At 64.3% G+C, this 14,797-nt stretch carries 14 protein-coding genes; 3 read left to right on the forward strand and 11 right to left on the reverse strand.

Annotated elements, in window-relative coordinates; translation table 11 throughout:
* Window positions 1–40: 40 nt before the first annotated feature.
* The 10 genes from AC1Z32_RS06315 to AC1Z32_RS06360 all read right to left on the reverse strand — a co-directional run bounded on the left by AC1Z32_RS06315 (window position 41) and on the right by AC1Z32_RS06360 (window position 10,685).
* The gene (locus AC1Z32_RS06315; protein WP_483477832.1) at window positions 41–1,216 is read right to left on the reverse strand and encodes an ABC transporter substrate-binding protein; all 1,176 of its coding nucleotides are present in this window, start codon (window positions 1,214–1,216) and stop codon (window positions 41–43) included.
* Window positions 1,217–1,323: 107 nt separating this feature from the next.
* A complete protein-coding gene (locus AC1Z32_RS06320) occupies window positions 1,324–2,223 on the reverse strand; it encodes an MBL fold metallo-hydrolase (protein WP_483477833.1) in 900 nt (299 codons plus the stop codon).
* A gap of 218 nt (window positions 2,224–2,441) precedes the next feature.
* Window positions 2,442–3,497 (reverse strand): amidohydrolase family protein, encoded by a 1,056-nt coding sequence (locus AC1Z32_RS06325; protein WP_483477834.1) that lies wholly within the window; start codon window positions 3,495–3,497, stop codon window positions 2,442–2,444.
* A 1-nt stretch (window position 3,498) separates the two neighbouring features.
* Complete coding sequence (locus AC1Z32_RS06330; protein ID WP_483477835.1) at window positions 3,499–4,806, reverse strand: MFS transporter; 1,308 nt, start codon at window positions 4,804–4,806, stop codon at window positions 3,499–3,501.
* A 182-nt stretch (window positions 4,807–4,988) separates the two neighbouring features.
* The gene (locus AC1Z32_RS06335) at window positions 4,989–5,768 is read right to left on the reverse strand and encodes an SDR family oxidoreductase (protein WP_483477836.1); all 780 of its coding nucleotides are present in this window, start codon (window positions 5,766–5,768) and stop codon (window positions 4,989–4,991) included.
* Between the two features lie 49 nt (window positions 5,769–5,817).
* Complete coding sequence (locus AC1Z32_RS06340) at window positions 5,818–6,465, reverse strand: GntR family transcriptional regulator (protein ID WP_483477837.1); 648 nt, start codon at window positions 6,463–6,465, stop codon at window positions 5,818–5,820.
* Window positions 6,466–6,677: 212 nt separating this feature from the next.
* A complete protein-coding gene (locus AC1Z32_RS06345) occupies window positions 6,678–7,112 on the reverse strand; it encodes a Zn-ribbon domain-containing OB-fold protein (protein WP_483477838.1) in 435 nt (144 codons plus the stop codon).
* 9 nt (window positions 7,113–7,121) lie between these two features.
* Window positions 7,122–8,306: a thiolase family protein gene (locus AC1Z32_RS06350; RefSeq protein WP_483477839.1), complete on the reverse strand. Its 1,185-nt coding sequence runs from the start codon at window positions 8,304–8,306 to the stop codon at window positions 7,122–7,124.
* On the reverse strand, window positions 8,303–9,520 hold the full coding sequence (locus tag AC1Z32_RS06355) for a CaiB/BaiF CoA transferase family protein (RefSeq protein ID WP_483477840.1): 1,218 nt from the start codon (window positions 9,518–9,520) through the stop codon (window positions 8,303–8,305). The genes AC1Z32_RS06350 and AC1Z32_RS06355 overlap by 4 nt, the downstream gene beginning before the upstream one ends.
* Window positions 9,521–9,539: 19 nt before the next feature.
* Window positions 9,540–10,685: a CoA transferase gene (locus AC1Z32_RS06360; protein WP_483477841.1), complete on the reverse strand. Its 1,146-nt coding sequence runs from the start codon at window positions 10,683–10,685 to the stop codon at window positions 9,540–9,542.
* Between the two features lie 193 nt (window positions 10,686–10,878).
* Between AC1Z32_RS06360 and AC1Z32_RS06365 the strand changes: the two genes are divergently transcribed.
* The gene (locus tag AC1Z32_RS06365; RefSeq protein WP_483477842.1) at window positions 10,879–11,430 is read left to right on the forward strand and encodes a DUF2889 domain-containing protein; all 552 of its coding nucleotides are present in this window, start codon (window positions 10,879–10,881) and stop codon (window positions 11,428–11,430) included.
* Window positions 11,431–11,568: 138 nt separating this feature from the next.
* Window positions 11,569–12,327 (forward strand): SDR family NAD(P)-dependent oxidoreductase, encoded by a 759-nt coding sequence (locus tag AC1Z32_RS06370; protein ID WP_483477843.1) that lies wholly within the window; start codon window positions 11,569–11,571, stop codon window positions 12,325–12,327.
* Window positions 12,328–12,332: 5 nt separating this feature from the next.
* Here AC1Z32_RS06370 and AC1Z32_RS06375 read toward each other — a convergent pair whose 3' ends face one another.
* On the reverse strand, window positions 12,333–13,223 hold the full coding sequence (locus AC1Z32_RS06375) for a LysR substrate-binding domain-containing protein (protein WP_483477844.1): 891 nt from the start codon (window positions 13,221–13,223) through the stop codon (window positions 12,333–12,335).
* Window positions 13,224–13,516: 293 nt separating this feature from the next.
* Between AC1Z32_RS06375 and AC1Z32_RS06380 the strand changes: the two genes are divergently transcribed.
* Window positions 13,517–14,794 carry a ribulose-bisphosphate carboxylase large subunit family protein gene (locus AC1Z32_RS06380; RefSeq protein ID WP_483477845.1) on the forward strand — a complete coding sequence of 426 codons (1,278 nt, stop codon included), beginning with the start codon at window positions 13,517–13,519 and terminating at the stop codon, window positions 14,792–14,794.
* Window positions 14,795–14,797 lie beyond the last annotated feature (3 nt).

Here is a 14,797-nt window from a genome sequence, read left to right on the forward strand (position 1 = left end):
CTTGCCGGCGGACCTTGCCGGCCAGCGCGCAGGGGCGCCTTTACGGCGTGATGACGGCCTTCACCGATGCCTTGCCGTTCGTCACCTCCTTGATGACGAACGTGTGCAGCAACTGATGATCGACGCCGTAGTCCTTCGCGCCGGTCCACACGACCTTGCCGAAGATCGGCGCGTCGTAGCCCGTCATCTTCTCGAGCTGATCGCGGATCTGCGTGGTGTCGGTCGAATCCGCGCGGCGCATTGCTTCGAAGAGCACGTTCGCCGCGTTGTAGTACACCGGGGCCAGGCCGTTCATCACGCCGCTGTATTTCTTTTGATAAGCGGCGACGAACGGCTTCACGCGCGGCAGCGATTCGTCGATCACGTCGTACTTCATCATGCCGTTGGCGAGCGGACCGGCAATCTGGATCAGCTCGTCGATACCCGCGCCGCCCGACTGGATGATGATGCCCTTGTAGCCCACCTGCCTCGCCTGCTTGACGAGCAGCCCCGCCTCACCCGGCGCATTCGCGTTGAGATCGAACACATCGACGTTCTGCGCCATCATGCGAAGCAACAGGGGCGTGAATTCCTTCGTGCCCCGCTCGTACGCATCCGTCCACACCTCGAAGCCGTTCTTCTTGTACGCGTCGGTGAGAATCGGCACGCCCGACTGGCCCGTCGCGTCGTTCGGCGCGATCATGCCGATCTTCTTCGCGTTCGGCGAGTTCTTGTGCAGCCATTGAACGATCGGTCCCGAGAACTCCTGCGTGCTGTTGTTGACGCGGAATACGTACGCGCCCTTCCACTGATTGCGCAGGATCTGCGGCGCATAACCATCGACGAACTGCAGGACCTTCGCGGGCTGCGTGACCGGCAGCGAGCCGAGCGCGCCCGGCGACCCTACCGGCCCGAAAATCACCTTCACCTGGTCGCGGTTCACCAGCCGGTCTGCGGCCGTCTTCGCTTGCGCGGCGTTGTACTGGTCGTCGTACGCGATCAGTTCGAGCTTGTAGGTCTTCCCGGCGAGCTTCAGCCCGCCTGCCGCGTTCAACTGGTCGATCGCGATCTGCACGCCGCGCTGGAGCCCGAGGCCCCACGCGGTCCCGCCCCCCGACAACGACGCGATCACGCCGATCTTCATCGTCTCCTGGGCGTGCGCGACGCACGCGGCGCCGCTCATGGCCGCCGCGCACAGCGCGCGAATCGCGATGGTCTTCAGCGTCTTACTGATCATACGGATATCTCCTTATAGATTTCGTACCGCCTGCTCGGCGGCTGCGTTTGCCGCGCGACGGGGAACGCGCCGTTCCACGGCCGCTGCGGTTCAGGCCGTTCTTGATGTCATTCGCCGTCGAAGGCAAAACGGAACTGGTCGCCGTGCGTGACGATGCGGCCCGCCGTCGGCGATGGGAAATGCCCGGTCATCAGCAGCGTGTCGGTATCCGCATAGCGATGCATCAGCGCGAGCCGGGTGTCGTGAGCCTGCTTCGCGTCGAAATCGGCGAGATTCGTCAGCGATGGGTCGGCGAACTGGATCGCGTGATGGATAACGTCGCCCGTGAACACGGCGCGCTCGCGGCCGCGATCGCCGACATTGACGAACACGTGACCCGGCGTATGGCCGCAGGCGGGCGACAGCCAGACGCCTTCGCCCAGTTCGCGTTCGACCACATGATCGAGCTCGACCAGATCGGCGCGTCCGTGCTCGTGGATGGGCAGCACGCTGTCCTCGAACGAACCGCGATTGACCGGCGTTTCCGGATGCTTGCAATGCTGGTCGAACAGATATTCGAATTCGACGCGCGCCATCAGGTAACGCGCGTTCGGAAAGGTCGGCACCCAGCGGCCGTTTTCGAGCCGCGTGTTCCAGCCAACGTGATCGGCGTGCAGGTGCGTGCAGAGCACGATGTCGATCTCTTCCGGCCTCACGCCGATCGCGGCGAGATTGGCGAGATAGGGCGTGTTCAGATCGTTCCAGGCGGGCATCGACGGCCGCTGCTTGTGGTTGCCGTTGCAGGCGTCCACGAGGATCGTGTGGTGTCGCGTGCGGATGACATAACTATGAAAGCTCATGTACAGCCGGGTCGAGCCCGGTTCCACGAGGTTCGGTCCGAGCCAATCACGATTGGCTTCGACGAAGGCCTCGTCGATAGACGGGAACAACCAGCGCGCTTCGAGCGGCAGCCGGCTGATTTCGTCGAACTTGCGGATTTCGGTGTTGCCGATTCTCTGCACTTGCACTGCTGTCTCCTGGTATTTCGGTTTTCGGTTCACCAGCATGGATGCATTATATATTTTGCAATCGCCTCGTAAATATTTTTTATATTCTGCATTTTATGAAAACTCGCCATGCATCGCGAGTGGCGACTCTTTCAACTTATATATAGTGATCCTTATCGTTTCATGCAGAACGTGAGATCTTCACGCGCCGCCCTGCTGCGCGGCGCGAGAGAACCCGGCTAACCGGCGATGCGGTAGAAGCGGGCTGCGGTGTCGTGAAACAGCGCGGCCCGGTCGGACTCAGGCAGATTCGCTGTCACCCGCTTGTAGGCATTCCACGCAACGCCATAGCCGAAACAGCCCTTGTCGACCGGGAAGTTGCTCTCGAACATGCAGCGCGAAGCGCCAAACGCCTCGATGCACGTCTCGACATATGGCCGGATCGCCTCCGCCACTGACGCGGAATCAGGGGGCAGCGCCGCCCTTTCAAAGTCGAAGCCGAAAAGCGGCATGCCGAAGCCGCCCAGCTTCACGTGCACGTTCGAGTAGCGCGACAGCCGCGAGATGTCGTCGCGCCATGCGGCGAATACTTCGTCGCGATGCCCGCGATAAGGTCCGAGCGCCAGCGGGCCACCGACGTGATTGAGCACGATCGGCGTATCGCCGAATTTGTCGGCGAGCTGGCATAGCTCGGGCAGTTGCGTGTGAATCAGCCATGCGTCGAATGCAAGCTGACGCGGCGCCAACTGCGCGATGCCGGCCTGGAACGACGGATCGAGCAGCAGCCGTGCTGGCGGCGTCGCCGCCGATGGACGCACGTCCGGGTTTGCGTGCCACACGGCGATATTGCGGATGCTGCGCAAGCGCCCTTCCGACGCATCGATCAGATGATCGAGCGCCGGCCCCGCCGCCGCGCCGAGCGTCAGATCGACGTTGCCGACGAACGTCGCCCCGACGCGCGTGAAGGTGCCCAGCGCCTCGGCTTCGCGCGCTTCGGCCAGAGCAAAGCGCATTTCGCCCGCCGAAGCTCGTTCCGCCGGTGCATCCATGTCGTAGTGCGTCTTGCATTCGACGAACACCGTCGCGCGGACGTTGTGGCCGCTCGCGAGATCGTCGATCAGATCCCGCGATCGATAACGCTTGTCCGGAAATTCCCAGAGATGATGGTGCGCATCGATGATCGGCAGGTCGGGTTCCAGCGCCGGTTCAGTGCGAAGCGCCAGCCATTCCGGACGTATCGCAATGTGCGGCGCGGCCTTCGCGGTATCGCGTGGCGCGGTGAGCGGTTCGTTCATGTCAGCCTCCGATCTGCCCCGTCACGTCGCCTTGCAGCGCCGCGCCGGGACGCTCGCCGATCGGCGAACGCGTGAGAAACCACGACGACAGCGCGCCCATCACGAGCAGGCCGCCCGCCGCCGCGAATGCGGTATCGAACCGCCCCGTCGCCTGCACCACGTAGCCGGTCACGATCGGCGCGAGGAAGCCGAACACGTTTCCGCCGATCAGCAGCAGCCCGGTTGCGCGGCCGAGGTCGGCCTTCGAGCGCAGCAGGTCGCCGAGCAGCGTGATGTTGAGCGCGTTGCCCGTCGCGACACTGCCCAGCGCCATCGTGATGAGCAGCAGGATCCCTTCGATGCTGGACACCCACGGCACGAACAGGATGACCGCGCCGCCAAGCACGACCGAGCCGAGCACGATGCGCCGGCGGCCGGCTTCCACCGCGCGCGGGGTCAGCAGGCGGTCGCTCATCATCCCGAGCGCCACGGAGACGACGATCGAGCCGATGTACGGCAGCGCCATCACGGTGCCGCTCTTGAGGAGGGTCATGCCTCGTTCAGCCTGCAGATAGTTCGGCAGCCAGGTCAGAAACAGGTATTGCGTGTAGGCGCCCGCGCCCTGCGTGAGCATGAGGCCCCACATCGTGCGGCTCGCGATGATGCGGCTCAATCCGATCGGCTGCGCCGCGACCGCCTGCGTCTGCGATGTGGTCTCGCGCTCGCGGCGAATCGTTTCACGCTCGTCTTCCGAGATCCACGTGGCCTCTTCGGGCTGACGGAAGAAGGCGAGCCACACAGCCAGCCACACGAAACCCACGAGGCCGCAGATGGCGAAAGATATGCGCCAGTCCAGCACCGATACGAGCCACGACAAGCCCACCGCGCCAAGCGCCGGACCGAAGTAGGCGCCCGAGTTGAACACGGTCATCGCCGTGCCGCGCTCGCTGCTCGGCACCCATTCGCGGATGATGCGCGAAGCCGCCGGATAACAGCACGATTCACCGACACCCATCACCACGCGCGCGGCGATGACGCCGCCCATCGATGTGGCCGCGCCTGTCAGCGCGGTCGCGGCGGACCAGAGCGCCATGCTGAAAGCTGTCACCGAACGCGAGCCGAAACGATCGACGAGCAAGCCCATCGGAATCAGGCAGAGCGTGTAACCCCAGAGAAAGGAAGAAAACAGATAGCCGAGCTGAACCTTGTCGATGCCCAGCGCGGCCTGGACGTGGCCAGCCGAAACGGACAGCGCAACGCGATCCAGATAGTTGATCGCAGCAAGCGCGAACAGCATCAGATACACCCAGTAGCGAGATCTCCAGCGCACATTCGTCTCCTTTTATGGTCGCCGGGCTTCGCTGGCCGGCAACGCGATTCCTGAAAGTAATGTGTCAAATATAAATTATATTTTCCATCCGGACAACGCGCTTCTTTTCGATCGAGGGTTTGCACCGACGCTCGTGTCGTCGTCCAGGCGAAGCAGAAAGTTTGTTATCCGAAGAAGGTCGGCTACCGGCCGCCCGATACCAGCAGGTTGGCGCTCAACACATAACCCGCGTCGTCGTTCAGCAGCCAGAGAATCGCGTTGGCGATTTCCTCCGGCGACGCGCCGCGCCCGAGCGGCACTTCGTCCGCCAGACGCTCGATCCGCCCGGGTTCGTTGAAATCGGTGAACGTGAGGCCCGGAGAAACCGCATTGACGCGGATGCCCTCGCGCGCCACTTCTTTCGCGAGACCCACGGTCAGCGAATTGACGGCGCCTTTCGATGCCGCATAGTGGACGCGCCGCCCCGCCGATCCGTGCGTGGCCGCCACCGACGACACGTTGACGATTCTCCCGCCCGCGCCGCCGCGCTCCGTCGACATGCGCCGCACGGCCTCACGGCAACACAGGAAATAGCCCATCACGTTGACGGCGAGGGTTTGCTGCAACGCGGACACGTCGAGGTCCGCGAGACGGGTCGAACCGCCGCTCACGCCCGCATTGTTGACGAGATCGGTGACCGGGCCATAGCGTCGCGCAACCTCATCGAACATGGCGACGACGGCGCTTTCGTCGGCTGTGTCGGCTTGCCAGGCGAACGCTTCGCCGCCGGAAGAAACGATCTCGTCGGCGAGCCGTTCGGCGGTCTCGACCCCATTGCGATAATTGATGCAGACGCGATAGCCGCTGCGCGCGGCGCCACGCGATACAGCCGCGCCGATTCCGCGCGAGCCGCCGGTCACGATCAGCGTGCGGCGTCCGTCCGTATCGGCGGAAGATGAAGCGGGATTACGAGAAGTGCTCATGGTTGCCCTGCGTCTCCTGGAAAAGGTCCGGCTTCCCGTCCCGGCGCGGTCATTCGTTGGCCGGTTCCGTGGCGTTCTTCTCCACACGATGCCAGCCGGCCTCGATGTGCTCGACCATCGCCGCCAGCGCGCCAGCGCGATCGCCCGCTTCGAGCCGGCGCAGGATCTCTTCGTGCTCGTGCAGCAGTTGCTTGAAGCGGGCTGCCTGGTCGTCGTGGAAGTTGAACGGATACTTGGCCCATAACACCCGGACGAACTGCAGCGTCTGCGGGCGATCGGCGATTTCATAGATTCGAAAGTGAAACCGGACGTTTGCCGCACGCACCGGGAACGGCTCGCGCGCCTTCGTCAACTTGCTCAGCTCGCGGTGGATCGTGCGCAGCTCGGCGATCTCGTTGTCCGTGATCTTTTCGAGCGCCCACTCCGTGAGCCGGCGCTCGAGCACCACGCGCAGCTCGAAAATCTCGCGCACGCTCTTGCGATCGATCTCCGGCACGAGCAGCCCCTTGTGCGGGATGCTCAACACGAAGCCTTCCATTTCGAGCGCCTTGAGCGCCTCGCGCACCGGCGTGATCGATACGCCAAGCTCCTCGGCGATCTCCGCCTGCTTGAGCTTCTCTCCCCGCCGGTACTCGCCCGAGATGATCCGCTCTCTCAGCCGCTCGGCCACCTGATCCAGCTTTGTTCGAAACACCATATGAACCCCAGAGTGTCCTGCCTTGTCCGCTCGCGGCCGCGCCGCCGGATCGGCGGCTGGCCTGAGCCTGTCGTGTCTGCCGGAGCGATTCACCGTCCGGCAAGGAGGACATTGTAAGGGGCAAATAAAATATATGGCCCTCGGCCAGCCGAACCGGGCGCGCGCCAGAACGCTTCCGAACCGCCTTGCCAGACGCTCGAATGCGCGCTCGCTCAGGAGCGGGTGCCGTCCTCATCCAGCACGAATCTGGGCAGCACGAAACCGTCGGGCATCGGCTTGAAGATCATGCGGACTTTCTTGCCGATCCAGCTTCCCTCGGGCAGCGGCGCTTCGAGGTTCGAGACGAGCACGGCGCCTTCATCGAGACGCACGGCAATCACGTTGTACGGCGCCGGATACGCATCCAGATAGGTCTTGTGAAAGACCACCCAGGACAGCACCGTGCCCCGCCCCGACACGGCGCGCCATTCGAGCTCGCTGGACAGGCAGTGCGGGCAGACCGGCGCGGGCGGGTAAAGCACGCCGCCGCACGAGGTGCAGTGCTGGAGCTTGAGCGCGCCGTCGCGGATGCTCTGCCACATCGGCGCGTCGTACATGCCCATCACCGGTTGCGGCGTGCGCGGCACTTCAGCGGGTGTTTCAGTCATGTGGAATTCCTATCGGCTATAGATGATCGAAACGGCCTTGCCCGCGACATCGGACGTGTAATGCGCGTGCCGGCAGTCGTCGATCTGACGCTCGCCGCACTCGCCGCGCACCTGGCGTACGCATTCGATCTGATGCGCCCAGCCCTGCATATACGTTTCAGACAGGTGCCCGCCACCGGTATTGGTCGGCAGCTTGCCGCCGGGACCGATGCCCTCTTCGCGCAGAAACCGCCCGGCGTCGCCGACGGCGCAGTAGCCGTAGCCTTCGAGCGCGAGCGGCACATGCACGGAGAAGCTGTCGTACACCTGGAACAGGTCCATGTCCTTGGGACCGAAACCCGCCATCTCGTACGCCTGACGCGCGCAGTCCTGCTGCGCGGACAGATAGAAGTCGGTCAGGCGCGGCTCGAGGCTGGTGGCGCCGCGGTTCAGGTCGCGCCGCCCGATCGCCTCGATGTACACCGGCGGCTTCCTGAAGCGCGCCGCCCGCTCGGCCGTCGTGACGATCAGCGCGACGCCGCCGTCGTTGATCATGCAGTAGTCGTACAGGCGCAGCGGTTCGCAGATGTGCTTCGACTCGCGATACTCGTCGAGCGTGATCCGCTTGCGCATCACGGCGTTCGGATTCATCGAGGTCCACGCGCGCTGCGCGACCGCCACGTGCCCAAGGTCATCGGGCTCGAAGCCGCGTGCTTCGCAGAACGCGCGGAACGTCAGCGCATATAGCGCGCCCTGCGACGTGAGGCCCCACGGCGAGTGATACACATAAGAGAGAAACGCATCGCCGCCCATGGCCTGCGGGCCGCCGTACTGGATCTGCGCCGAACGCTGATCGTTGCCGTACACGAGGGCGACGGTCTCGGCGAGGCCGGCCTGAATCGCCGTCACCGCCTGAGCGACCGACAGCACGGCATCGGCCTGATCGCCCCAGCGCGGATCGATGCCGAGCACTTCCGACATCCGCTCGTATGCCGTGGTCGGACCGACGATAAGACCGTCGATTTCATCCTTGCCAATGCCCGCGTCGTCCAGCGCCTGGCGAAGCGCGATGGCGCCGTAGCCGTAGCTGTCGGTGGGCTTCTCGCCGCCGCGCACGCGCTTCCAGTCGCCCACCCAATCCGAATGGCCGACGCCGACCACCGCTGCCGCCCGGCGCAGCGCTTTCGACGGGCTTGCCGCTTTCCATTCGCTCACGAAAACACTCCTTGATCGTTCAGTTCGTCCAGTTGCTTCCCGGACATGCCGAGCAGGCGGCCGAGCACCTCGCGCGTATGCTGGCCGAGCAGCGGCGGCGGCTGGAGCTCGACGCGCTCGCCGTCGATGAGATACGGCGGCGAGTTGAGCAGCACCGCGCCGATCTCCGGGTGCTGCACGTGCTGCCAGTAATTCCGATGAGCAAGCTGCGGATCGGCTTCGATGAGCCTGCGCGAATGCGCGACCTCGGCTACGGCGATCCGCTGCGCGCGCAAGGCCGCGACGATCTCCTCGGGCGAATGCGCCGCGCACCAGTCGGCGACGGCCTGCTCCACGCGAGGCAGCGAGGCCAGGCGACCGGTTGCGGTGGCGAGCGACGCATCGTCGGCCAGTTCCGCGCGCCCGATGATCGCGGTGAGCGCGCGCCACTGCGCGTCGTCCGTGACGGCCACAGCTACCCACTGGTCGTCGCCGCGCGCGCGGAAGATATTGTGCGGCGCATGGCTGCGGCTGCGATTGCCGATCTGCGGCGGCTCGCGTCCCGTGGCGCTCGCCTCGACGATCGCGGGGCCGACGAAATTGATCGTCGATTCGACCTGCGAGAGGTCGATCTTCATCCCGCGCCCGGTCTTGCGCCGGTGCGCGAGCGCGGCGAGCACCGCGAACGCCGCGTGATACGGGTTCGCGGCATGATCCGGATAGTGCGTGCCCGGACCAACGGGATCGGCCGGGCCGTAGGCGGTCTGCCACATGATGCTAGTGACGGCGCTGATCGTCATGCCCACGCCGAGCAGGTTCGCGCGTGGGCCGTCCTGTCCGTACATCGGCATCGACAGATAGATGATGTCGGGCTTGATCTCGCGAAGCGCTTCGTAGCCGAAGCCGAAGCGGTCCATCGCGCCGGGGCCGAAGTTATTCGACACGACATCCGAATGCGCGACCAGCTCGCGCACGATGCGCTTGCCTTCTTCGGTCTTCAGGTTCAGAGAGATGCTCTTCTTGCCCGTGTTGCGCGACGCGAAGTAGCCGCTGCGGTTCAGCCCGAAAACGCCATCCTTGTACGGACCGGCCGTGCGCACTGAATCGAGGCGCGTGGTGCTTTCGATCTTCAATACTTCCGCGCCGAAGTCGGAGAACACCTTCGTGCCGAACGGTCCTGCTCCGGCCCATGTGAGATCGGTAAAGCGAACGCCTTTAAGGAAGTCAGGCTTCATGAAATCTCCTCTTCTTGTGTCACGCCGGCTGCGGCTGTTCGGTGCCGGCGATGGCGGGCCTGAGCTTCCATACGGGCTCGGACAATCGGTAAGGTGCGCCGGGAAAGCTCACCCGGGCGCCGGCGAGCGACAACTCGACTTGCTCGAAGTACTCGCGGTGCCTGAGCTGAGGATCGTCGAGCACGTCGGTCACCTTGGCCACCGGACCCATCACGATCTTGCGTTTCAGCGCCTCCTGCGTGAGCTCATCCTTCGTGTAGTTCCGCGTGAACGACTCCAGCGTCTGACGGAATATCGACTTCGCTTCACCCGTGAGCCGCCACACGCGATCCGCCCAGCGCTCCTTCGTGAGCTCTTCCGCCGACGGATGTCCCGTCTCCTCGATCCAGCCCACTAGCGCGTTCCACGACACGCCCAGCGAGCGCGGCGCCGCCAGGAAAATCAGCCCATCGCGGCAGGCGAACATGTCTTCGCTCGCGTCACGCGTGCCTTCGCCGCCGCGCATCGACACCTTGCGCTCGAAGTCCCACATCTGGATGGAGTTCTGCAACGAGTGGGCGATGCACTCCTGCGCCGATACGTCCACCTCGTGGCCGCGGCCCGTGGCGAGCGTGTCGTACAGCGCCAGCGATGTCGCCGTTGCCGCGTATACGCCAGTGACCATCGTCGCCTGCAGGCCCGGCAAGCGCAGCGGCGCGTCGGTCAGCCGGCCCGACAGCCATGCGATGCCGCCCGCCGACTGAAGCGTCAGATCGGTCGCGGGCGCATCCGCCCACGGACCCGTGCGTCCGAAAGGCGAGATCGACGTCACGACGGCAGACGGCGCCTGCTGCCGAACCCACGACAGTTCGTCATACAGCGGACCGCCGCGCTCGAGCAGAATCACTTTCGCCGCCTGCGCGAGCGCCGCGAAGGCTTCGCGCCCTTTCGCGGAAGCCAGATCCAGCGTCACGCTCTCCTTACCCGCGTTCAGAAACTCGAATTCATAGACGGCCGGCTCGCGTTCGATCGCGTCCGCCGATGTCGACGCCCGCCGGTCCGGCAATCCGCCCGGCGGTTCGATACGCGTCACTCGCGCACCGAGATCCCCGAATAGCCGGCCCACGTAGCGGCCGAATTCCCACGTCAGGTCCAGTATCCGGATGTCTTCAAATGGACTATTCACTGCTCCTCCTTGGTTCCCCGTGCGCAAAATATAATTTATATTCTATATGCGCGCAAGCGGGATCGATGGAAGTCTTCGCTCGCGGATGCATTGCGATACCGTACGCAACTGGCGGACGCATCGACTCGATGCAGTCGCCTCCTTCACACGCGAAGCCGGCTCGCTCCGGCTTCGCCCTTCGTCGAGTTTGCTGATGCCACTGTCCACTATTGAAGAGCGGGAATTGCTGCACACGCGGCGTATCGAAGCGAATGGCTATGCGAGGCCGGGCGGTCTCTACGACCTCGAAGCTCGCCTCGTCGATGTCAAGACGCACGACAAGACTGGACCCGCCGGAACCCGCCGCGCCGGCGAGCCGATTCACGACATGTCGCTGAGAATCACGATCGATACCGATATGCATATCGTCGCGGCCGAGGCGTGCTTCGACGCGCTTCCTTATGAGAACGTGTGCGACCGCATTGCGCCCGATTACGGAAAGCTCGTGGGATTACGCATCGCGCCAGGGTTGAGCGCGGCGGTGAAGGAACGTCTTGGCGGCACACGCGGCTGCACGCATATGACGGATCTGATCGGCGTGCTGGCTACGCTCGCATTCCAGACCATGGCGAATCAACGCGCGCGGGACGCGCAGCAACACAAGCGGCCGTTTCAACTGAACCGGTGTCATGCGCTCGCGACGAGCGGCGAAGTCGTGCGGCGCTACTATCCGCGCTGGTTCGAATCCGCAAACAAGGAGGATTGAGCGGGTTCACTCCCGCGAAAAAACACCTGCCGCTCATGTGATTTTTTCTCCGCGCGCGCGGAGATCATTTCGTTTGATGCGTGCCGAATGGAAGCCTATATTTCTGGTCACCCTTCACGACACGCAAAGACCAGAACAATGACGAAAGAGACACCTGTTGCGATCATCACGGGCGCGGCCAGCGGCATCGGCCAGGCTACCGCGCACATGCTGGCGAGCCGCGGTTATCGCGTGGCGATCGCGGACTTGCGCGAACCCGCCGCCGACGACGCCGCGCAATCCATCCGCGCGGGCGGCTTCGAGGCGATGCCCGTCAAGGTCGATGTCGCCGACGAAGCCAGCGTGAAAGCGATGGTCGAGACCGTGGTCGCGGAGTGGGGCCGCATCGACGTGCTCGTGAACAGCGCGGGACTCGAAAGCGCGAAGCCGTTTCTCGACATCGCGCCGGACGAATTCCGCCGCGTGCTCGACGTGAACACCACGGGCACGTGGCTGTGCTGCCAGGAAGTGATCCGTCAGATGGTCGCGCAGAAGAGCGGCTCGATCGTGAATCTCAGTTCGATCGCCGGACAGAAAGGCGGCGGCATGCTCGGCACCGCCGCGTACGCGACATCGAAAGGCGCCATTCTCGCGATGACGAAATCGCTGGCGCGCGAGTTCGCGAAGTCGGGCATACGCGTGAACGCGGTCGCGCCTGCTTTCACGCTGACGGACTTCGTGCGCCGTCAACTCGCGACGAAGCCCGAAGGCTTTATCGATTCGATCTACGCCGTCACGCCGATGGGGCGCGGCGCGCAGCCGGAGGAAATCGCATCGGTGGTGGCGTTCCTTGCGTCGCCCGACGCATCGTTCGTGACGGGCGCCGTCTATAACGCCGACGGCGGCAGCGCGATGTAAAGCGGCTAGGCTGACGTCTGCCCTTCCGCGCGCTGCAGCTCGTCGCCGATCCAGCTTGAAAGCGCGATTGTCTGCGGCCGCGCTTCGAGATGCGGCGCGACCCACAGCACGAGCTTGCGCGGTCCCGTCACGAAGCCGAACGGCGCGACGAGCGCGCCCGAATCCAGTTCGTCGCGCACCAGCATGCGCGGCACCGTCGCTACGCCAAGCCCGCATTTCGCGGCCTGAATCAACAGATAGAAGTGCTCGAACGATTCCGCTATCTGCGGCCGGCGCGCGGGCGTGTGACTGCTCGCCTCGAACCAGTCGTCCCACGCGCCGGGGCGCGTCGCGGTCGCGAGCAGACGCGCGCGTTCGAGATCGTCCGCGCTGGTGATGCGTGTCTCGCGCATGTACTCGGGCGAGCACACGACGCCGATCCATTCATCGACGAGCGGCTTCGGCACGATATCCTTCGGCGGCTTGATGGTCGAGAGGCGAATCGCGACGCTGATGTTGTCGCGCGCGAAATCCACTTCGCCCGATCCCATGCTGAAACCCAGCTCGATTTGCGGCTCCTTGCGATGGAGCCTGGAAAGCCGAGGCAATAGCCAGTACATCATGATCGACTGCGAACACGACAGCGTGAGCGGGCCAGGCCGCACCTGATCGACGCTCGACTGAATCAGGTCGAACCCGCGCGAGAGTCCTTCCGCGAGACGCGCGCCTTCGGGCGTGGGTTCGGTCGCATGCGCATTGCGCAACAGCAGCAGCACGCCGAGCGTGTCTTCGAGCGAACGGATGTGACGGCTGATCGCGCCATGCGTAACGGACAGTTCCGCGGCCGCTTCGCCGAAGCTGCGCAGCCGCGCGGTGGCTTCGAACGCGCGCAGCGCGTTGAGGGAAGGACGGGGCACGTGCAGATGACCTCGCGATACGAAGCCCGCGCGCTTCGAGGTGAATCGAAACGAACGCGAAGCGTGATGAACATGCGAACCAGAGACGTGAAGCAATTGAGCGCGTTGCTATTGTGAGTTTTTTGCAGCGCGCGCAGAAATCATATCGTTTGATGCTTTCGAGCGTCAATCTTATAGTCGATCGACAGTCCACAAGCGCGCTTCGCCGCACGATACGTCGTGCGGCAAGCCGAAAACGGAGACATCCGGCGCACTCCTTTCCTATCGCGCCTGCCGCAACGTGAACCCATAACATGTCCAAAAACCCCCATTCGCGCGCGGAATTCACGGCGCGTTATTTCGTGGAAAGCTCGGTGCCTATTGCGAAGGCCGCGGAGGTTATCGCGGGCGAGCAGTCGAGCGGCACTTTTCTCGCGCTGCCCGGCGAAACCGATGCACTGAAGGAACGTGCGCGCGCCCGCGTGGTCCGCGTGGATTCCTTGCCGCCGGTGCTCGAGCCTTCTTTGAAAAGCGCGTACGTCGAACGCAAGGAACCGGCGAAGCTCTACTATCGCGGCGAGATAGACATCGCGTTTCCCATCGACAATGTGGGGGCGAATCTGCCGGCGCTGTTGTCGACCATCGCGGGCAATCTCTTCGAACTCGGGGAAATCACGGGCTTGCGTCTGCTCGATATCGACATGCCCGAGAATTACACGCAGCGCTTCGCCGGGCCGGCATTCGGTATCGAAGGCACGCGGCGTCTTGCGGGCGTGCATGCGAGACCGCTGATCGGCACCATCATCAAGCCGAGCATCGGGCTCTTGCCTGACGAAACCGCGAGGATCGTCGACGATCTTTGCGCCGCCGATATCGACTTCATCAAGGATGACGAACTGCTCGCCGACCCTTCCTACGCGAGCTTCGACGCGCGCCTCGCCGCCGTGATGCCGGTGCTGCGCAAGCACGCCGACCGGCTCGGGCGCATGCCGATGTACGCAATCAACATCTCCGGCACGATCGACGAAATGCTGCGCCGTCACGATCAGGTGCTCGAAGCGGGCGGCACGTGCGTAATGGTGTGTGTGAACTGGGTGGGCTTCGCGGGCGTCGAGCATGTGCGGCGTCACGCGCGATTGCCGATACACGGGCATCGCAACGGCTGGGGTGCGTTCACGCGCTACCCGCAGCTTGGCTTCTCGTTCACTGCGTATCAGAAGCTGTGGCGGCTCGCGGGCGTCGATCATCTGCATGTGAACGGCGTGCGCAGCAAATTCTGGGAGCCGGATGCATCCGTGATCGATTCCGCGCGTGCATGCCTCGCGCCTTTCGCCGGCGTGAAGCCGGTGATGCCGGTATTCTCGTCGGGCCAATGGGCATCGCAGGCGCCGGACCTGTTCGGCGCGCTGCGTTCGGTGGACCTGATGCATCTCGCGGGCGGCGGCATCATCGGGCATCCGCAGGGCATCGCGGCGGGCGTCGCCAGCATGCGCGAAGGCTGGGAAGCCGCCGTCGAAGGCGTCGATCTGAACACGTATGCGAAGACGCATCCCGCGCTCCTCGCCGCCCTTTCCCACTTCAAGGCAATCTGAACC

It is taken from the genome of Caballeronia sp. 11_S32 (assembly GCF_056930355.1).